Source organism: Alicyclobacillus dauci (genome assembly GCF_026651605.1).
GTDB classification, from domain to species: Bacteria; Bacillota; Bacilli; order Alicyclobacillales; family Alicyclobacillaceae; genus Alicyclobacillus; species Alicyclobacillus dauci.
On record NZ_CP104064.1, the window covers coordinates 638752 to 657351 of the forward strand.

Here is an 18600-nt window from a genome sequence, read left to right on the forward strand (position 1 = left end):
CACTCTCCGAAATTTTTCTGAAAGACAAAAACAGCCTTCCCTGAAACATGACCTCTATTCAACAATTTCACGCGGACATAGGGGACCAGGAAAATGATTTCCTATAATTGTTAGAAATAAGCGGCTGTTGATTCGAATTTCTTTCATACGATCTTGAGAGGCAGAGGGAACACGATGGAACCTACGACAGTTACCAGCGCATATGCCGGTGTAGTAGAGCAGCAAGGCATATTCGCTCCCATTCGTAAGTCACGTAACTTTACAGCTCTATGGTTAGGGCAAACCCTGTCCCAATTTGGCGACGCCGTTCTATGGGTTACGTTGCCTCTGGCTGTCTTTCATACATCGAAATCCACCTTTCAACTTGGTTTGATTATGGGTCTGTTTATGCTCCCGCAAGTGCTATTGTTACCGTTCACCGGAATTTTGGCGGACAGAATATCCCGAACGCGGGCTATGATGGCCACTGACGTAATCCGCTGTCTCCTCGTCATATCACTCGCTGTAATATACGTCGCTGGATTGACGGACATCCGTTTACTAGGAGGGTTCGTGCTTGTCTACGGTGCGATGGAAGCGGTTTTTACGCCGGCCTACTCCGGCGCACGTCAACAGGTGTTTACTCCAGATATTCGCAATGCGGCGATATCACTTACACAAATTAGCATTCAAATAGCCAGGTTGCTCGGCCCGGCGCTGGGGGGCGTGATCGTCGGGTTCGCGTCTCCAGCAGCGGGATTGGGGCTGGATGCATTGATGCTTCTGGCATCTGTCGTCAGTTTGACGTTTTTGCACATTCCTGCACCGAGTAAGAAATCTTCCACTCAGCATGGGATGCGGGACTACTTCAATGAATTGCTTGGCGGTTACCACGAATTGCGCAAGCATCCGTGGTTGTGGATCACCATTCTGGCATTTGCGTTTCTCAGCATTGCTAGTACAGGTCTCACGACCATTCTGGTGCCGTGGGTCGTCAAGATTCATCTGGGACTCTCTGATTCCGCTTATGGACTCGTCAGCAGTGCTGCGGGGCTTGGTGCCGTTTTTGCGGCCTTTATTTACGGCAGGCGCAGTATATGGCGACATCGAGCATATATTGCGTACGGTGGATTAGTAGTCAACGCACTGGCCATTTTGGGCCTTGCCTTCGTGCATACCACGGTGATGTTGATGGTCCTCATGGCCATCGCGAGTGCGGGGGGCATGTTGTTCGGCGTAGTTTGGGAAGGCAGCATGCAAGAATTAATTTCTCCTGAGGCATATGGCCGTGCTGCTAGCCTGGATTATTTCGGCTCCTGGGTCCTTCTGCCCGTCGGCAATGTATTGACAGGTTGGCTCTCGTCTCAAATCGGAGGGATTCACACCGTGTGGGTCGCGTCCGCGTTCATGCTCCTTGTGACGGTTGTAACGATGGCTGTTCCATTAGTACGGAGGTTTGACTAGCAAGTATGGAGCATTTTCCGTGTCCGATTATGCTTAAGCGGCTGGAATAGTTATATTATACTGAAAAAGTAGTTGAGAGAGGAGCGAAATGGATGATGTTTCAGACAGTGAACGGCTTTTTGCAGTCATGGGGTTATGAGGCAGAAGGAACTCAGCGCATGTTGGACGCTTTAACGGACGAGTCATTGTCGCAAGAGGTGTCGCCGTTAGATCGAACGCTTGGCAGGATTGCTTGGCATGTTGTCGGTACCATCCATGAAATGATGTCTCGGACTGGACTGCAATTTGAAGCGCCCAGTGAGGATGCACCGGTGCCGACGTGTGCAAAAGAAATTGCAGAGACATATCGTCGTGTCAATAAGGCATTTGTCGATGCCGTCAAAGCTCAATGGACGGATAGTACATTGGGACAACTCAGCGACATGTATGGCGAGGAACAGCCCAACAGTTTTTTTCTGATGATACTCATTCGGCATCAGATCCATCATCGTGGTCAGATGACCGTGCTCATGCGTCAAGCTGGGCTTAGTGTTCCAGGTTTGTACGGTCCTTCACGTGAGGAATGGGCAAATTTCGGCATGGCGGTGCCGAGTATCTAAGTCTATTAGCTCATTGTTGCATATGTATGGTGGGGAGGGAGAGTCAATCAAAATTCACGTCACTCCACGAAGGAGCTCGCCTTCCCCCATCATACCGTCAAGGAGGAGGCGTAGCACCGCCGCGGCTCGTATCATCGGGAATATAGGAAAGGTCGTCGCCCGGTTCGGCGGGATCGCTGGACCAGTAGCCCATACCATCAAACAGTTCTTGACTGGCGGCCTTCAATTCACTCAACCTGTCGATCAAGCCCCGAAGGTCACACGTGTGTATGGTGTCCCGGAGGGTGTTATTTTCCTCTGTGACGGATTCCATCCAGATTTGCATACATCCATCCCAACGCACATTCGCACGCATGAACCCATCGTCGTCTCTCAGTTCCACAGCTACGTTCTGCCCGTCCTCGTCTCGTTTGTGTTGTCTTTCAACGACCCACATACTGTACCTCCGTCAGAGTCAATTTCCATTTAATAACCAGTATTTCTCGATCACTACGGAGAAATGTGTCCCTATACAGAAAACTTTGCAACGTGGTATGGCGACGGAAGGTGTGTATGAAATCTTTGTGCATGGCGAGGATGTAGATTGTCGCATTTGAGTGAATGTGGATGAACACCTGAAAGCGTGCACGGGATATTTGGTATACACTCTTCTTATAGATCTGGAGGGATCATGAATGCCAAAAGCTGAGAATCGAAAACGTCCGCCAAACCTAATAGGTAACGTGCCAGGCAGGGCGAAAAACAACAGGCCTGATGGTATGGGTACCAGCCCGGAGTATCAGAACGCACAGAACAAAAGACAAGATTTACTGGACAAAATGAGAAAGTTACAGGCAGGCAAAAAAACCGAATGATCTTGATGTGAAGAAACGGGAGGCTCGACGAGAGTCCTCCCGTTCAATATGAGTCTGACATAGGTCTACCTTCATGCAACTCTGTTATTCGAATGTGATGACAGGCTTGATGGTTTGACCGCTCTTCATGTCATCCAGTGCCTCGTTTAAGCTTTCGACAGGGTACGTCTTGATTAACTTGTCGAATGGGAATCGGCCCTTGTTGTAGTACTCAATTAGCTTCGGGATGAAGAGCTTGGGTATAGAGCTTCCTTCAACGACGCCGACGATGGTCCGATTGGACGGGATGAGATCGTCATGGATATGTAGCGTTGTGTTCCCAGATACGCCGACGACCGCCAGTGTGCCACGAATTCGAAGGGAATGAACAGCTTGAACAACGATTGCTGAGATTCCACTGGACTCCACGGCATAATGGACTCCGCCCCCAGTGAGGCGCTGAATTTCCGCGACAACGTCCACATTTCGCCCGTTTATAACGTGCGTCGCTCCCAATTCTTGCGCGAGAGCAAGACGATCATCATTTACGTCAACAGCAATAATGTGCGAACAACCGGTTAGCGCTGCACCCATCACTGCACTCAATCCGACACCGCCACAGCCGAAGATGGCAATTTGCTCACCGAAGTTTGGTCTCAACTTGTTTAGGACTGTTCCCGCACCTGTTTGGATACCGCAGGCGAGGGGGCCCAATAGCCGCAAGTCAAGATCTTTATCAACTCGAACAAGATTATTGACGTGAACAATAGCGTGTGTGGCTAGTGAAGACTGACCGAAGAGTGTCGCAACATGTTTATCTTCCTTGGCTAGTCGGTTGGTACCATCAAGCATGGTGCCGCCAAAGTTTAACTCGAAGAAATGTTCACACCCGCTGGGGTGGCCCTGCAAGCAGTTGGCGCAATTGCCACAATAGGAAAACGAGATGACGACATGGTCACCGGGAGCAAATTGCGTGACGCCTGGGCCCACTTGTTCGATAACGCCCGCTCCTTCATGTCCCAAGGCGATGGGTAGGGGCGTCTGAATGTGTTGGGCGCGAACACCGAGATCGGTATGACAGACACCGGTCGCGACAATTCGGACACGCACCTCGTTGGCTTGGGGTTCTTGTAGGTTTACCGCCTCGAAACGGATGGCGCCGTCTTTCTCATTAACAATGGCTGCTCTGATTTCCATCGTCAACGTCTCCTTTCAAATCTCTTGCTTTGAAGTTAAATTTACGACATGTTAAAAATAGAATAATAATTGCAAATTGTTACATTGCTGTGCTATAAGACTGGTATACCACATTCCAGTTGAAACTGACAATATATATAATAGATTTACTATAAAGGGTGAAATGTCCAAAAAGGGGTAGAGTCAAATGGAGGGTAATAAACTCACGAAAATCGAGAAGTTCTCGTCCTATAGAGATAAAGTTTATGCGCAGATTAAACAACTCATCCTGCAAAACACGCTTAAGCCGGGTGATAGTTTGCTAGAACGAGATATCGCCGAGCAACTTGGTGTGAGCAGGACACCAGTCCGAGAAGCGCTCAAACTTTTGGAGCACGAGGGATGGGTACACACAGTTCCGTGGAAAGGTGTGTTTGTGCGGGACCTTAGTGACGAAGAAGTGAAGGACATCATTGAACTTCGCATTGCGATTGAGACATACGTCATTCGTGAAATCACGAATTCCATACCCGACGAAGTAATTGATCGACTGAGTCAAGAATTGGAAAAATCAAGGACACTGAGTGAGCAGGGGGAGTATCAGAAAGCAGTCGAGATCGATCAGCGATTTCACTTTGTCCTCGCAGACATGTTACACAACAAAAAGATTGTATCTCTTCTCACAACCTTGCGAGATCAAATTATGTTCTTGGGGATGAGGGCCATGAGTGTTGAGGCACGGCCGGCGTTTATCTATCAGGAACACGCCGAAATTCTGGACGCTTTGCGCGCTCGCAATGCAGATTTGGCCATGGCAGCGATGGAGCGTCACTTGAAAAATATTTTAGGGACGATCATCTCTCGACAAATATGATAAATAACGATGATATATTTACAAATTGAAGAAGACTTTGGTATATAAGTGGCATACCACATTCCATATACACTATTTTGCAGTCGAACGGATAGCCTGGTCTATGGTGAAAGGTGGGGTGACATGGAAAATCTGCGGACATGTGCGTTCAATTTGAACTGAAATTTCTAAATATCTCTTCAGAAAAGCGATGAATGAGTACAGAAAGAGCATGAACACATGAGGTAAGAAGGGAGATAACTTCAGTGGCTAACTCTATGGGTGGTCAGAGCGGCGTTGAGACGCACGGGATTGACCACATCCAAGAAGAAGACAGGCATGGCAGTCCAAGGAGCCTGTTCACTATCTGGTCTTCCACTAATCTGACTGTGGCAGCTTTCACAACAGGCGGTCTATCGATTCAGTTGGGTTTGGGGTTGTGGAGCTCGTTTGTTGCAATGATTATAGGGATTGCCCTTGGAGCCGTTCTGATAGCCGTAATGTCCCGAACGGGCTGGGAATTAGGCATCCCACAAATGCTTATGACAAGACCGACTTTCGGCCGGATCGGAGCCATTTTACCGGTCGTCATTGTCTGGGTTAACTTCCTTGGGTGGTTCACGATTCTCGATGTCTTGGGTGCACAGGCGTTGCACGCTGGTTTCGGACTGTCCATGGCGGCAGGAATCATTATTCTGGCGGCCATTACCGTGTTTCTAGGCGTATACGGTAACACGCTTGTACAAGCTGCTGAAAAATGGATCGCAATTCTGGGCGGAATTATTTTCATAGTAGTCGCTATTTTAGCAATTCCACACGTTAATTGGTCCTACGCAGGAGACCCAAAAGTAACCGGTTCTAACTGGTGGGGGGCAATCGTCATGGTTGCTGCTGTTGCATTTTCCTACGCCGGACCGGGATACACTCCATATGCGTCGGACTATACTCGATATCTACCACGTAGTACGAAATTTCGATCCATCTTCGGAGCCACGTTTTGGGGGATGACCATCTCCTGTACGTTTATCTTTTGCCTCGGAGCAGCCGTTCTGACGACCAATCCTACCGGGGACCCAATGCAATTAATCGTCCAGTTGACAGGGCCATTTTCAAAACCTGCACTGTGTGCTATGGCGCTTGGGACAATTGGAGCGGGTGCCATGAATATATATAGTGGTGGGTTAACGGCTCTTGTCTCGGGCATTAAAGTCAATCGATGGGTTTCAGCCCTTGCCATTGGTGTCGTTGGTACGTTGGTCGCAGTCTGGGCCCAAGCACAGATTGAGGTAAAATACGAAAACTATTTGATGCTTGTGCTCTACACGATCCCGCCGATGGACGCAATTTTCATCATGGACTTCTTCTTTATTCGTAAGCGCCGCTACACGATTACGGATTTTTACAACAACGGTTTCCCTGCGTTTCATTTCGCTGGTTGGGTTTCGTATTTGGTCGGGATCATTATTTCCATACCATTTATGTCTTCCGCACTGTACACCGGTCCAATCGCGAAGTATTTCCATGGCGCGGACATCAGTTATGTCATCAGTATCGTGGTAACAGGTGGGCTCTATTTCCTACTGAAGCGGAAAAGCTTGGTCACCGTACCGGACCTCGACCCACCGTCCACCGAAGGCGCCTTACCGATGTGATCTTTTGCTAAGCCGAACAGCTGACGTGCGTTGTTTGAAAACGAAAAGGAAGACCAAATCATGAAAAATGATGAGCGAGATCGTAAAGTGTCAGCATCGAAGTCTGTACTCATTGTCATCGGGATTATTCTTGTTGCCTTTAATTTGAGGCCGTCCCTAACGGCCGTTGGGCCATTGGTAAGCTCGATTTGCGCCGACTTGGGAATATCAAACGGATTGGCGGGACTTATCACGACATTGCCGCTGATGGCGTTTGCGGTGTTGTCCCCCCTGGCACCCAAGATAGGTCAAAGAGTCAGCAACGAAGTAACCATATTGTTGGGCTTACTTGTTTTGCTACTCGGTATTCTCATACGATCCGCAGGTCTCATTTCGACGATGTTCATCGGTACCGCTTGCGTGGGTTTGGGTATCGCCATCTGTAATGTTCTGTTACCGGGCATAGTGAAGCAAAGATTTCCTAACAAAGTGGGGCTCATGACCAGTCTTTACTCCACATCAATGAGTGTGGTAGCGGCGTTTGCGTCGGGTGTGAGTATTCCGCTTGCTCGCGGTCTTGGATTGGGATGGCAAAAAGCGCTCCTCGTGTGGGGCACGCTCGCGGTCGTGGCCGCTTTGTGTTGGATACCTCAGTTATTAAATCGTCGTAAACTTGAGGATCACCGACAGAGCCACATGTCGCATGGTTCCCTGTGGCGTTCAACCATTGCATGGCAGGTTACCTGCTTCATGGGATTACAGTCGTTTTTGTTTTATTGCACAATCGCATGGCTGCCGGATATCCTCACCCACGGTGGGTTTAGTGATTCCACGGCAGGATGGCTGCTGTTTCTTGTACAACTTGCGGGTCTTCCCGCAACCTTTGTGACGCCCACTCTTGCTGGGCGTCTGACCGACCAACGGCTCATCGTTGTCGTACTTGGGATTCTCTACTTTGGTGGGATGCTTGGAATTTTGTTTGGCGGGTCTATTGGGATGGTTTCGCTATACACCGTACTGGTTGGACTGGGGCAAGGTTCGACTATCAGCCTGGCACTCGCCTTTTTAGGGCTGCGAACCGCGAGTGCCAAGCAAGCTGCTGAACTGTCCGGAATGGCACAGTCTATTGGATATGTTCTCGCGGCAATAGGTCCTGTACTGATTGGGGTACTCTACGACTCCATTCATTCCTGGACCGTTCCCATCGTGATATTGCTTGTTGTCATCGTATTGATGTTCCTTGCCGGACTCGGGGCTGGATGCAATAAGTACGTACTTGCTGGCGAGCACACACCGGTTGTCGGAAAAGATCAGGATTCTCGATATTAAGAGAAGACTGACGCGAAAAGAAATGGGGACCTACAAGAATGAACAGTTCAAAACATGGGGTTCGGTTATCAACCAAAGTATTATGCTTCGTGCTGGCCTTTTTCGTCGTATTTCTCGGCACAGTGATCACGTCTATCTCCATGTCGTCCATGATGGGCACCAAAGTGGAGTCCATGAGCAACCGTGACATGAAGATCAGGTTGGTGACGGATCAACTGTATGCGTCCTTTTACCAGATTGACGACAACTTCGCGTATTTTATTGGTTTAGGACCCAATCCTGATAAAAAGCTAGCACAGGAAGTCGTTTCATCCATTGATGCAGGCAGGGCTAGCTATGATTCTTCCCTGAAACAAATGCAAGCATTGTATGCCTATTTAACGCCTCAAGAGAAATCACTTTTTAACAAAATGAATACGGATGCGAAACCGTATCTAACGCTGTACAAACAAGCCGAAAATGCGGATTTAACAAACTATCCGGTGGCCCATCGACTGGAATACGAACAAACCGATATTGCAAATTCCTTTTTCTCTGTTGTCGATGACTTGCAGTCGTTACAAAAGCTTGCAGATACGCAGTTGGGCCACGATACAAACGCAGTCATTAAATACGGTCATACTGAAACGACAATCAACATCATTCTGGCGGTCATTGGCTTCGTCATCGGTGTACTTACTGCATTTTACATTCGTCGCGCCACGAGACCACTTCAAGACGTGGCGGCAGGTGTCCTGAAAATCGCTGAGGGCGACTTTACGGGCGACAATATTCACATCAAGTCCAAAGATGAAATTGGACAACTAGCCAGGGCCACGAATTATATGAAAGACAACCTCGGAAAACTCATTATTCAAGTCACTGACACCTCACAGCAGGTTGCTGCAGCAGCGGAAGAACTTACGGCCAGTGCTGAAGAGACAAGTCGAGCCACCGAGCACGTCTCACGTGCAATTCAGGAAGTGGCTGTGGGGACGGATCGACAAGCAAAATCTACGGAGGAGAGCGAAAGTACCATTAAGGGCATGTCCTTGGGGATTCAGCGAATCGCCTCCAATACAGAAAGTGTCGTGGAAACCGCATCTCATTCGTCTGAGTTTGCGAGTCAAGGTGCCAGTGTCATAGAGCAAGTTCGGGGCCAAATGAACTCTATCAATGAAACGATTGGGTCTTTAGCGCAGACGATGTCGGAGCTTGATCAACATTCGCAAGCAATTGACCAGGTCGTTAGGGTGATCACAGAGATCGCAGCACAGACCAATCTGTTATCTCTGAATGCTGCCATTGAAGCTGCCCGAGCTGGTGAACATGGTCGCGGATTCGCTGTTGTCGCTTCTCAAGTGAGAAAGCTAGCGGAGGGATCTGCAGACTCGGCTCAAGAGATTGTCACGATGATCAAGTCCATTCAGACACAAACAAAAGAAGCTGTTCAGACAACTGAAGCAGCCAGTCAAGAAGTTGCCGTAGGCATTGAATCCATGAACACGGCTGGCAGTGCTTTTACGAAAATTCAGCAGTCTGTCGAGCATGTGGTTTCACAAATCCAGGATGTGTCGGCTACCATCCATGACCTATCAATGGGAAGTGAGCAAGTCGTGTCGAGCATCACGACCATTTCTGAAGTCGCGGCAGCCACTGCAGCTGGAACCCAGGAGGTTTCAGCCTCTAGTGAGGAGCAACTGGCATCACTCCAGGAAATCACGGCATCAGCGTCAACATTGTCGACTATGGCGGAAGAACTGCAAGGGCTGGTGGCGCAGTTTAGAGTGTAACAGCAGGTGTTAAGGGGACGGCCACTACACGCTCAGAATCAAGCTAACGGAATTGCGTCCGTTAAAGAAAACAAAGCACACTTAACGAACACGTTATTCGTTAAGTGTGCTTTTTGATACGGGATGCGCGAACTAACACCATGGAAGCACCAAAGCAATCACCACTGAGGGCGGTTACACGGTGAATCTAGAAACCGTCGTTTGGAGTATTTCCGCCATGCGTGCGAGTTCGGTAGCGGAGGCAGTGATTTCCTCCATCGATGCCAGTTGTTCCTCCGTAGCCGCCGCAACAGTCTGTGTTCCCGCTGCTGTTGTCGCCGCAACTTCTGCTATGTGGCGGATGGATCCGGCCACTTCATCGCTGCTTGCCGACATTTCTTCCACCGCGGCTGAAACTTCGTGGATCTGATCCGCAACGCTCGTTACTGATTCCCGAATGGAATTAAACGATTCGTCTGCCTGTCTGACCGCATCAATTCACCAGTTTTGCCACGGAACTGGCCAAGTCGCCAACAGTCGTATGAATGTGCTGCATTTGCTCGACAACGGAGTGGATCGAATGTTGCCCTTCCGATGCCGCATTGTACGCGTCAACCGCGGTTGTGGAAACGGACTGCGCACTGACGGAGATCTGCTGAATCCCGCCGGACATCTCCTGGACAACACCGGTGCTCCGTTGGACACTTTCAGCTTGCTTTTCCGATCCGGCCGCAACTTCTTGGATGGTCTCAGCGATACTCTGAGCCGATTGGCCGCTCTGGTCGGAACTTGCCATCAGTTCTTCAGCGGATGCTGCCACTTATTGGGACGTATTGCTGACGTCTTGAAGAATAGACCGCAGTGATCCGCGCATTTGATCAAAGCTCTCTCCGAGCTGGCCAAACTCATCTCGACTCTTGATTTGAATTTCTTCTGAGAACCCTTGAACGTGTACTTAACTTCCCCGCTATCTGAGGCGTACATGGCTTTAATTTGGGGAGATGTCTTGTCTACTGTACCGGGCTTGAGGACTGCAGAATAGAGGTACATATTGTCTCTATCCAGCATGAACACAGTCCCGGTGATAATTCAGAAATAACTGATAGAGTGTGAGCAAATGCCTGGACGCTGGGCATCACTCCACATGTTGGTTGCGGTATGGGTTCGATTCATACCAGTATTCAGGGTATAATACATAAATATAGTACATCCATACCATAGTTTGATAAGCTGACAAAGAAATTTGCACAATATAGATGAACGTCTTGTGAGGAAAGTGATGGTGGGCATGGACGACAGTCAGAGTGTAAGAAGGCTCATAGGAAGACCGGTTCCGACTAATCTCATTAGTCGGCATGGGGCGCTTGTACTTTCGAAAGGCCAGATACTCACACCAGCGCAAGCATTAAAGGCCGAAAGACATGCGATCACGTATATGAATGAACGGGATAGGTATGAGCATTTTTTACAAGACGTCACACATGAACTGCACGATGTTCTCCACTTCGTTCGTCGGCGTGAACAGCTTCCTCTCAAAGAGATCGAAGATAATATTAGTCCTCTCATCATGAAGCTTAGCCAAATCGAAAGTGTTACCTCTTTGTTGAACTTACTCCGGGCTCATGATGAATATACAGTCCGTCATAGTGTTGCTGTTGGCGTCCTTTCTACCCGCATTGGTCAACTGTGGGGGTTGGACGACACAGATTTGCAGGCCTTGATCGTCGCCGCAACTATGCATGATATAGGAAAGATAAAGGTCCCAGAGGAAGTACTAAACAAACCAGGTTCACTCACGTATGATGAGTTTCGCTTAATGAAGCAACATACCGTCTATGGTTATCAGGTCATGGAAAAGACGAAGGGTCTCTCCTTACGACAGGCGCTTACGGCACTTCAACATCATGAACGAATGGATGGCAGTGGGTATCCATTCGGTTCACCGGGAACAGAAACGGCGTTGTTTGCAAGAATCGTGGCAATTGCTGATGTTTTTCATGCGATGATTTCCAATCGTGTGTACAAAAAAGCGGTATCGATATTTGAAGTGCTGGACGAGATTAACAGTGGTAAACGCGTGAAATACGATATGAATTTTGCAACTGTGTTTCTCAACTCGATATGTTCCGGCCTCAAAGGAGTACCAGTGACCCTTGATGACGGACGCAGGGGTACCGTCATGGAAATTCGGCAGGAAGATCGACTGGAGATTGAGGTAGACGTCAACGAGAAAACGCTGGTATTTCATGCAGACGCCGGACTTACTCTAGAAGACGAGTTTGCTGGTCTTGACACACATCGGTGATCTCCCCGCTCGTCCAAAAGCAAGATCATGCGAAATTTTCTTCTGACTACCCACAAAAACATATTATGGTCTTCGAATATTATGTTATATAAGTTCATATCACACAGCTTAGTTCCGAAAGGAAGCGGAGGAACCAATCAATTGGGGTGAATCCAGTCTTACGACTGGTAGGAAAGTCTCTTATTTCCGAATCCGACAGCTAACTTCGTCAGCGATAAGAGAGGTGTGATCGAATGCTCACCCATGTGTATTTCACTTCCAGTCCCCCGTAGGAACTTTCCACGGGGGTTTTGTGTCGCCATGCGCGACCTTCTACATCCATATTCAAATCACAAATTCGAGGTGAGGTTCATGATGAAGATGGACACGGTCTATCAACAGTTAAAGGATTGGGGCGAGTTGATTATCACCACGGATGCGGGGGATACGTTCGAAATCCACCTTGGGGATACGACGTTGATATGGAAAATCGCGTAATTCAGTTTACGACGCCAGACGCGAAATATGTCATTGCTGGTGACAGTGTGGAGAGTGTAAGAATGCACTTCAGTCACAAGATGACCTGATTTACTCTGTAAGGGTGACGTATGTGTTCGAGAATCAAACCGTCCAATTGAGTAAATACTTTTAACAATAGCAGCCCTTGGAATGACAAGGGCTGCTTTACTGTGTGTAAGGGGACTTCCGCTCTTGAGCGGTTGCTGACGCAGCATGTCTCTTAAACAGGTGGGAAGGGGCAACTCAATTGGGTTTGTCGTCGGTGCCCTTGTCGCATCCGAAATGGTGAGGAGGAAACAGGCGAACGCATTGTGGCTGTGCATGGCCCTGGTTGCAACAAGAACCGCACGACATCGTACCAACCATAACTTTAAATAAGTTCGCTAGTTACATTTGTATATTTCGGGTCATTTATTTGATATCATGATGGGCAGATGAAAAAAACGGGAGATGAGCTCAGAAATGACGACGAAGACAAAGCTCGGTACGTCAGATTTGTACGTCAATCCCATTGGACTGGGAACGAATGCGGTCGGAGGGCACAATCTATACCCTAACCTGGATGAAGAGGCTGGCAAGGAATTAGTCCGCACAGCCTTACAACACGGAATGAACTTCTTAGACACAGCTTTTATTTACGGTCCTGAGCGATCAGAGGAACTGGTTGGAGAAGTCTTGCGTGAAGTTGGAAACCGGAGCGACGTTGTCCTGGCAACAAAAGGGGCACACAAGTTTGTCGGCCAAGATGTGGTTTTCGACAATTCGCCGGCATTTCTCAAGCAAGCGGTGGAAGGCAGTTTGAAACGTCTCCAGACAGATTACATCGACCTGTTCTACATTCACTTTCCCGACGAAAGTACACCGAAAGACGAAGCAGTTGGGGCTTTGAAAGAGCTAAAGGATCAAGGAAAGATCAGAGCCATCGGCGTCTCGAATTTCAGCATGGACCAGTTGAAGGAAGGGAATAAAGACGGCTATGTAGATGTCTATCAAGGGGAATATAACCTTTTGCAACGTGACGCAGAGAAAGAGCTCTTACCCTATACAACTGAGCACAACATTTCATTTGTACCGTACTTTCCTCTCGCTTCCGGATTGCTAGCCGGTAAATATACAAAGGACATGCAATTCAATGACCTCCGTGCAAAGATGCCGCACTTTCAGGGCAGCACGTTCGCGGAGAACCTAGACAAGGTAGAACGGGTACGCAAAATCGCGAACGACAAGAACGTGGAAGTTGCACACGTTGTGCTTGCTTGGTATTTAACGCGCGATTCCATTGATGCGGTGATCCCAGGTGCAAAGAGAGCAGCACAGGTACTGGATAACCTAAAGACTTTGGAAGTGCAACTGACAGCGGATGAGATCAGGGAGATAGACCGCATTTTTAGTTGATGTGAATAGCAAATGGTTTGATAAGTCAAAAAAGGGGCCGTGGCACAGTGCCACGGCCAAGTTATGGGGTAAGGGTGATGATTTCATCGTACCAGCATGTGGACCGATTTTGTTCAAAATCGGATATGAAATATAATCGTTGGCTGGTGTAAGTCGCTATTCGTCGAGGCGCAGTTACCCTTTCCACACAGTCGCGAGAATTTCATATGAGTGAAGGCGATCACCGTGATCGAAAATGTCCGTATTGATGATCAGTTCATCGGCACGGGTCGCGTCGAGGAATGCCTCCAGTTTGTCTTTGACGACGTTGGGACCGCCAATAATGGAAGAGCGCAACTGTCTCTCGACGGCAGCCTTCTCCTCTTCGTTCCACAGTCTTTCCATGCTTTCGACTGGCGGTAAAGATTGGCTGGTGCTGAGCAGTCCACGTATCAATTGCAAGAATTTTTGCTGTTGTGTCGTTGCGAGATAGCTCGCTTTTGCGTCCGTGTCAGCCGCGATGACGTTCACACCGACCATGGCGTATGGTTTTTCGAGGATTTCTGACGGCTCGAAACTGCTTCTGTACACACTCAGTGCAAGCGACATGTTTTCAGGTGCAAACTGCCCAGCAAAAGCAAACGGTAGGCCGAGGATCCCGGCCAACCGGGCACTGTAATCGCTCGATCCCAATAGCCATATAGGGATGTTCAAACCTTCACCCGGAATGGCATGAACGCGGGAACCACGTGCTTCACCAATAGCCGGTTCATAATAGGAACGCACTCATCCAGCATATCTGGGAATTCTTCTCCACGGCTTCTCAGATCCCGTCGAAGTGCCCGAGCCGTCACGCGATCCGTTCCCGGGGCACGCCCGAGTCCCAGGTCAATGCGGCCAGGATATAGCGATTCAAGCGTCCCGAATTGCTCGGCAATGATGAGTGGCGCATGGTTGGGCAACATGACACCGCCTGAACCGACACGGATTGTGGAGGTTCCTCCGGCCACATATCCGATCACGACGGCTGTCGCGGAACTAGCAATTCCAGCCATGTTGTGGTGCTCGGCTAACCAATACCGCTTAAATCCCCATTTTTCCACGTGCTTGGCGAGATCGAGACTTCTGTGGAGAGCTTCAGCTGGTGTGCCGCCAGTTACAATCGGTGCGAGATCGAGAACCGATAAGGGTGTATCGCTGAGTCGTTTGTCGTTTGTATTTTGAGAATTTGGATCAGACAATTGAAAAGCCCTCCATTTGAACGTGCGGGTTCACACGACTCATGATGTTGAAAGTAAAGGTTTCACGGAAGGGTTATTGACGTTTCATCCCCAAGCGGCTTTATGAAGTATATGCTGCCCGGAAGTTTACTATAAGTTCAGGAATGCTAACGGGAGGTGTGTGTGATGGAATTAGGACTCAAAGATAAGGTAACCGTCGTTACAGGGGCCAGTGCCGGAATCGGTCTCGCCATCACGATGGGTTTTCTACGTGAAGGTGCCAAGGTCGTGGGAGCCAGTCGACATCCGGATGAACTGAAGAAACTTGGCGGAGAAGACACCGTTGTCCCGGTGATTGCGGACTTCAGCACGCCTGAAGGCCCGGAACTTGTCATCAAGCGGGCGATAGAAGTGTTTGGTCGGGTCGATGTATTGGTGAACAACGTCGGTATCGCACCCGCACGGGAAGGATTTCTCAGCGTTTCCGACGAGGACTGGCGATCCGTTCTCGAAACCAACCTAATGAGTATGGTACGGACAAGTCGTGCTGTGATTCCACACATGGTCGAACAGAAACAAGGCGTCATTATCAACATATCATCGGAAAGCGGCAGACAGCCGGATACCATGTTGGTCGACTACAGCGTTTCCAAAGCGGCGATGTTAAGCCTGTCGAAAGCCTTAGCCAACGAATTTGGTCCGTATGGGATACGGGTCAACACCGTCTCACCTGGGCCTACTAGAACCCCTCTCTGGGAGAAACCAGGCGGATTTGCGGAGGAATTAGCACGTCAGTTTGAAATGGATAAAGACCAGGCCATTGCGCACTTTGCGAAAAACGTGCGTCAACTTCCGATCGGGAGAATCGGGGGATCCTGAGGAAATCGCGTCTGTCGTATTGTTCTTGGCATCTGATCAAGCATCCTACGTCACTGGGTCAGAGTACACCGTAAACGGGGGTTCATTGAGGGGCGTCTAATGAAAATTCATTATGAGGGCGAGCGAGGGGGAGTTCATCCTCACTGGTTCTTGCTCAGTTCTCTGTACACCACCTGTCAGCCCATTTCTGCACTTCATCCATGGCGGGTTCCAGGGTTCTGCCCATTTCCGTCAAGCCGTATTCAATCCGAACGGGCTTTTCTTCATAGATGGTGCGTTCAACAATTCCCGCACCTTCTAACTCACCTAATCGTTGATGAAGAACTCTGCTGCTGATGTTCGGAATCATCTGGAGGATTTCTTTTGAGCGTTTGGGCCCGTTGAGTAACGCCCGAACGATCATCCCCGTCCAAGGCCGTCCCAGCAGTGTGAAAGCCCATTGGAATTTCGAACAAAGTGGAGCACTATCGTCCGCATTCATACCCATCTGTTTCCGCCTCCTGCATTGATTTTACCCCATCGGTTGACTGACTAGAAGTGACGATGTATAGTTTCATTATCGGTTACAAAAAGTAACTGAACAACAGTTTGTACGTTATTGGATTGACATAAAAGAATAGACTCCCATGCCGCCGGGGCGGCACCAGCAGAAGGATGAAAATGCCTTTGTGTTGAATGATTTTTTGGTGGCTGGCGAAGGCAGGTCGTCACTCCTTGGTGCCTCGAGCCCGCTGATTAGACTGACTACGACGACCAGGTGCACCACAGAATGTCGCTCTCCTCCTCGGAGAAGCACGCAGGATAGAATGATCCGTTATGGTCGTTGCACCAGCCCTTCAATATTACCAGTCCATCAGGAAGGATTGGCATGGATGTCGTATACGAACGTTGTTGCGGCCTCGATGTGCACAAGAAGACGGTGGTCGCCTGTGTGCTGACGCCGGAGGCCAAGGAGATTCGCACGTTCTCCACGATGACGGAGGATCTCCTGGAGATGGTTGACTGGTTAGGACAACATGAATGCACGCATGTTGCTATGGAAAGCACAGCTTCATTCTGGAAGCCAATCTACAACCTTCTGGAGTCGGCGGACTGTCAAGTGCTTGTGGTGAACGCCAAGCACATGAAGAACGTTCCGGGCCGTAAGACCGATGTGAAGGATGCCGAATGGATCGCCGGATTGCTCCGCCACGGGCTGTTGCAAGCCAGTTACATCCCCAACCGTGAACAACGGGAACTACGAGAACTCATTCGCTACCGCCGAAGTCTCATTGACGAGCGGGCAAGAGAGGTGAATCGGGTTCAAAAGGTGTTGGAAGGTGCCAACATCAAGCTTTCTGCAGTGGCCAGCAATACACTTGGCAAATCTGGGCGGGCGATGTTGGAAGCAATGATCCACGGAGAAGAAGACCCGGAGGTATTGTCAGGGTTAGCCAAAGGCCGGATGAAGGCGAAGAAGGCCGATTTGCACAAGGCACTGAATGGGCTTATGGGCTCCCACCAACGAATGATGCTGGCAGCCCAATTACGTCACATCGATTACTTGGATGAAGAGATTGCCCGGCTGGATGAAGAAGTCAAGGAGCGCATGCTCCCTTTTGAAGAAGACCTGGAGCTAGTGGACACCATCCCCGGTGTCGGTCGACGAACAGCAGAACAAATTCTGGCTGAAATTGGGACAGACATGACCCAATTTCCGTCTGCTGCCCATTTATGCTCTTGGGCAGGACTGGCTCCAGGGAACAATGAAAGCGCCGGGAAACGAAAGTCGGGGAAAACACGCAAAGGGAATCAAAAACTCAGAGCAGCGCTGGTGGAAGCAGCACGCGCAGCGGCGAGAACGAAGCAGACTTATCTCTCTGCCCAGTACCATCGAATTGCAGCTCGAAGAGGCAAAAACCGTGCAGCAGTTGCAGTGGCCCACAGCATCTTAACCATCGTGTATTACGTGTTACAGCGACGTCAGCCTTATATTGAACTCGGCCCAACATATTACGAAGCACGCAAGAAAGACGCAGTCGTAAAGCAGGCGATCCGGAAGTTGCAATCACTCGGGTTGGAGGTCACCGTAAAACCTGTTGCATAAATGACCTCCAGACATCACAGAGTTCCTTTTAAAACCCATCTTGTGGTGGGCTTATTTCAGTATGTCGTTTTACCCTGGTCATCGCTCAATTATTTTCAGGATAGGTCACCGTAAAACCTGTTGCATAAATGACCTCCAGACATCACAGAGTTCCTTTTAAAACCCATCTTGTGGTGGGCTTATTTCAGTATGTCGTTTTACCCTGGTCATCGCTCAATTATTTTCAGGATAGGAGGTAACGTGAGATGGCCAACAATATCACGTGGGTTACAGATGAAACATTCTCTTCCTTCGTAGACACGGACAAACCAGTGTTACTGGATTTCTATGCTGATTGGTGCGGTCCGTGTAAAATTCTCTCGCCTGTTCTAGAAGAGGTCGCGAGCGATTTCGACGGGTCCTTGCAAGTCGCAAAACTCAATGTCGACGAAAATCCGGAAACCGCGAGACAGTTCGGCATTATGAGTATTCCGACGATGATCGTCTTCAAAGGCGGACAGCCCGTGAAACAGCTCGTCGGATATATGCCAAAAGAGAATATTATGGCTGAACTGTCCGGGATTTTGTAATCCAGGTTTCCTCTCAAAGACGATTAATCATCATAGTCATGAGTTGGAGGTAGA

General features: G+C 49.2%; 20 protein-coding genes, 1 pseudogene and 1 riboswitch. Of the genes and pseudogenes, 14 read left to right on the forward strand and 7 right to left on the reverse strand.

What is annotated here, in order from left to right:
* Nucleotides 1-174 precede the first annotated feature (174 nt).
* Nucleotides 175-1443, forward strand: coding sequence for an MFS transporter (locus tag NZD86_RS03175; RefSeq protein ID WP_268045051.1), 1269 nt, complete (start codon nucleotides 175-177; stop codon nucleotides 1441-1443).
* A gap of 95 nt (nucleotides 1444-1538) precedes the next feature.
* On the forward strand, nucleotides 1539-2042 hold the full coding sequence (locus tag NZD86_RS03180; protein ID WP_268046773.1) for a DinB family protein: 504 nt from the start codon (nucleotides 1539-1541) through the stop codon (nucleotides 2040-2042).
* A gap of 97 nt (nucleotides 2043-2139) precedes the next feature.
* Here the strand turns inward: NZD86_RS03180 and NZD86_RS03185 are convergent, their stop codons facing one another.
* Nucleotides 2140-2478, reverse strand: a complete 339-nt coding sequence (locus tag NZD86_RS03185) for a hypothetical protein (protein ID WP_268045052.1) — start codon at nucleotides 2476-2478, stop codon at nucleotides 2140-2142.
* A gap of 238 nt (nucleotides 2479-2716) precedes the next feature.
* Here NZD86_RS03185 and NZD86_RS03190 point away from each other — a divergent pair, with 238 nt between their 5' ends.
* Entirely contained in the window at nucleotides 2717-2896 is a 180-nt protein-coding gene (locus tag NZD86_RS03190; RefSeq protein WP_268045053.1) for a hypothetical protein, read from the forward strand.
* Between the two features lie 84 nt (nucleotides 2897-2980).
* Here NZD86_RS03190 and NZD86_RS03195 read toward each other — a convergent pair whose 3' ends face one another.
* Nucleotides 2981-4072, reverse strand: coding sequence for an NAD(P)-dependent alcohol dehydrogenase (locus NZD86_RS03195; RefSeq protein WP_268045054.1), 1092 nt, complete (start codon nucleotides 4070-4072; stop codon nucleotides 2981-2983).
* A gap of 187 nt (nucleotides 4073-4259) precedes the next feature.
* Between NZD86_RS03195 and NZD86_RS03200 the strand changes: the two genes are divergently transcribed.
* The 4 genes from NZD86_RS03200 to NZD86_RS03215 all read left to right on the forward strand — a co-directional run bounded on the left by NZD86_RS03200 (nucleotide 4260) and on the right by NZD86_RS03215 (nucleotide 9636).
* Complete coding sequence (locus tag NZD86_RS03200; RefSeq protein WP_268045055.1) at nucleotides 4260-4925, forward strand: GntR family transcriptional regulator; 666 nt, start codon at nucleotides 4260-4262, stop codon at nucleotides 4923-4925.
* 245 nt (nucleotides 4926-5170) lie between these two features.
* On the forward strand, nucleotides 5171-6556 hold the full coding sequence (locus NZD86_RS03205) for a purine-cytosine permease family protein (protein WP_268045056.1): 1386 nt from the start codon (nucleotides 5171-5173) through the stop codon (nucleotides 6554-6556).
* Nucleotides 6557-6616: 60 nt separating this feature from the next.
* Complete coding sequence (locus NZD86_RS03210; protein WP_268045057.1) at nucleotides 6617-7864, forward strand: CynX/NimT family MFS transporter; 1248 nt, start codon at nucleotides 6617-6619, stop codon at nucleotides 7862-7864.
* A 38-nt stretch (nucleotides 7865-7902) separates the two neighbouring features.
* Nucleotides 7903-9636, forward strand: coding sequence for a methyl-accepting chemotaxis protein (locus NZD86_RS03215; RefSeq protein WP_268045058.1), 1734 nt, complete (start codon nucleotides 7903-7905; stop codon nucleotides 9634-9636).
* Between the two features lie 174 nt (nucleotides 9637-9810).
* Here the strand turns inward: NZD86_RS03215 and NZD86_RS03220 are convergent, their stop codons facing one another.
* The 3 genes from NZD86_RS03220 to NZD86_RS24670 form a co-directional block, all read right to left on the reverse strand.
* Entirely contained in the window at nucleotides 9811-10020 is a 210-nt protein-coding gene (locus tag NZD86_RS03220; protein WP_268045059.1) for a hypothetical protein, read from the reverse strand.
* 88 nt (nucleotides 10021-10108) lie between these two features.
* Nucleotides 10109-10435, reverse strand: a complete 327-nt coding sequence (locus NZD86_RS03225) for a hypothetical protein (RefSeq protein ID WP_268045060.1) — start codon at nucleotides 10433-10435, stop codon at nucleotides 10109-10111.
* Nucleotides 10436-10543 carry a HAMP domain-containing protein gene (locus NZD86_RS24670; RefSeq protein ID WP_407655238.1) on the reverse strand — a complete coding sequence of 36 codons (108 nt, stop codon included), beginning with the start codon at nucleotides 10541-10543 and terminating at the stop codon, nucleotides 10436-10438.
* A gap of 339 nt (nucleotides 10544-10882) precedes the next feature.
* On the opposite strand from NZD86_RS24670, the gene NZD86_RS03230 reads away from it, so the two are divergent.
* The 3 genes from NZD86_RS03230 to NZD86_RS03240 all read left to right on the forward strand — a co-directional run bounded on the left by NZD86_RS03230 (nucleotide 10883) and on the right by NZD86_RS03240 (nucleotide 13813).
* A complete protein-coding gene (locus NZD86_RS03230; RefSeq protein WP_268045061.1) occupies nucleotides 10883-11920 on the forward strand; it encodes an HD-GYP domain-containing protein in 1038 nt (345 codons plus the stop codon).
* A 95-nt stretch (nucleotides 11921-12015) separates the two neighbouring features.
* A riboswitch (cyclic di-AMP (ydaO/yuaA leader) is annotated at nucleotides 12016-12148 on the forward strand.
* A 123-nt stretch (nucleotides 12149-12271) separates the two neighbouring features.
* The gene (locus tag NZD86_RS03235) at nucleotides 12272-12397 is read left to right on the forward strand and encodes a hypothetical protein (RefSeq protein WP_268045062.1); all 126 of its coding nucleotides are present in this window, start codon (nucleotides 12272-12274) and stop codon (nucleotides 12395-12397) included.
* A 483-nt stretch (nucleotides 12398-12880) separates the two neighbouring features.
* Nucleotides 12881-13813 (forward strand): aldo/keto reductase, encoded by a 933-nt coding sequence (locus NZD86_RS03240; RefSeq protein ID WP_268045063.1) that lies wholly within the window; start codon nucleotides 12881-12883, stop codon nucleotides 13811-13813.
* 174 nt (nucleotides 13814-13987) lie between these two features.
* On the opposite strand, the pseudogene NZD86_RS03245 reads toward NZD86_RS03240, so the two are convergent.
* A pseudogene (locus NZD86_RS03245) lies at nucleotides 13988-15033 on the reverse strand (LLM class flavin-dependent oxidoreductase).
* Between the two features lie 165 nt (nucleotides 15034-15198).
* Here NZD86_RS03245 and NZD86_RS03250 point away from each other — a divergent pair.
* Nucleotides 15199-15891: an SDR family NAD(P)-dependent oxidoreductase gene (locus NZD86_RS03250; protein WP_268045065.1), complete on the forward strand. Its 693-nt coding sequence runs from the start codon at nucleotides 15199-15201 to the stop codon at nucleotides 15889-15891.
* 25 nt (nucleotides 15892-15916) lie between these two features.
* Nucleotides 15917-15991, forward strand: a complete 75-nt coding sequence (locus tag NZD86_RS03255; protein ID WP_326492658.1) for a hypothetical protein — start codon at nucleotides 15917-15919, stop codon at nucleotides 15989-15991.
* 54 nt (nucleotides 15992-16045) lie between these two features.
* Here NZD86_RS03255 and NZD86_RS03260 read toward each other — a convergent pair whose 3' ends face one another.
* On the reverse strand, nucleotides 16046-16372 hold the full coding sequence (locus tag NZD86_RS03260) for a winged helix-turn-helix transcriptional regulator (protein ID WP_268046775.1): 327 nt from the start codon (nucleotides 16370-16372) through the stop codon (nucleotides 16046-16048).
* A gap of 387 nt (nucleotides 16373-16759) precedes the next feature.
* On the opposite strand from NZD86_RS03260, the gene NZD86_RS03265 reads away from it, so the two are divergent.
* The gene (locus NZD86_RS03265; RefSeq protein WP_268042741.1) at nucleotides 16760-17977 is read left to right on the forward strand and encodes an IS110 family RNA-guided transposase; all 1218 of its coding nucleotides are present in this window, start codon (nucleotides 16760-16762) and stop codon (nucleotides 17975-17977) included.
* A 245-nt stretch (nucleotides 17978-18222) separates the two neighbouring features.
* Nucleotides 18223-18546, forward strand: a complete 324-nt coding sequence (gene trxA / locus NZD86_RS03270; RefSeq protein WP_268045066.1) for a thioredoxin — start codon at nucleotides 18223-18225, stop codon at nucleotides 18544-18546.
* The last annotated feature ends 54 nt before the right edge of the window (nucleotides 18547-18600 follow it).

Excerpts from the sequence above, each read along its gene's own strand:
- NZD86_RS03180 (WP_268046773.1), top strand. The coding sequence starts at position 1,539 with ATGTTTCAGACAGTGAACGGCTTTTTGCAGTCATGGGGTTATGAGGCA.
- NZD86_RS03265 (WP_268042741.1), top strand. The coding sequence starts at position 16,760 with ATGGATGTCGTATACGAACGTTGTTGCGGCCTCGATGTGCACAAGAAG.
- NZD86_RS03235 (WP_268045062.1), top strand. The coding sequence starts at position 12,272 with ATGATGAAGATGGACACGGTCTATCAACAGTTAAAGGATTGGGGCGAG.
- NZD86_RS03240 (WP_268045063.1), top strand. The coding sequence starts at position 12,881 with ATGACGACGAAGACAAAGCTCGGTACGTCAGATTTGTACGTCAATCCC.
- NZD86_RS03250 (WP_268045065.1), top strand. The coding sequence starts at position 15,199 with ATGGAATTAGGACTCAAAGATAAGGTAACCGTCGTTACAGGGGCCAGT.
- trxA (WP_268045066.1), top strand. The coding sequence starts at position 18,223 with ATGGCCAACAATATCACGTGGGTTACAGATGAAACATTCTCTTCCTTC.
- NZD86_RS03200 (WP_268045055.1), top strand. The coding sequence starts at position 4,260 with ATGGAGGGTAATAAACTCACGAAAATCGAGAAGTTCTCGTCCTATAGA.
- NZD86_RS03210 (WP_268045057.1), top strand. The coding sequence starts at position 6,617 with ATGAAAAATGATGAGCGAGATCGTAAAGTGTCAGCATCGAAGTCTGTA.
- NZD86_RS03190 (WP_268045053.1), top strand. The coding sequence starts at position 2,717 with ATGCCAAAAGCTGAGAATCGAAAACGTCCGCCAAACCTAATAGGTAAC.
- NZD86_RS03260 (WP_268046775.1), bottom strand. The coding sequence starts at position 16,372 with ATGAATGCGGACGATAGTGCTCCACTTTGTTCGAAATTCCAATGGGCT.
- NZD86_RS03175 (WP_268045051.1), top strand. The coding sequence starts at position 175 with ATGGAACCTACGACAGTTACCAGCGCATATGCCGGTGTAGTAGAGCAG.
- NZD86_RS03215 (WP_268045058.1), top strand. The coding sequence starts at position 7,903 with ATGAACAGTTCAAAACATGGGGTTCGGTTATCAACCAAAGTATTATGC.
- NZD86_RS03185 (WP_268045052.1), bottom strand. The coding sequence starts at position 2,478 with ATGTGGGTCGTTGAAAGACAACACAAACGAGACGAGGACGGGCAGAAC.
- NZD86_RS03195 (WP_268045054.1), bottom strand. The coding sequence starts at position 4,072 with ATGGAAATCAGAGCAGCCATTGTTAATGAGAAAGACGGCGCCATCCGT.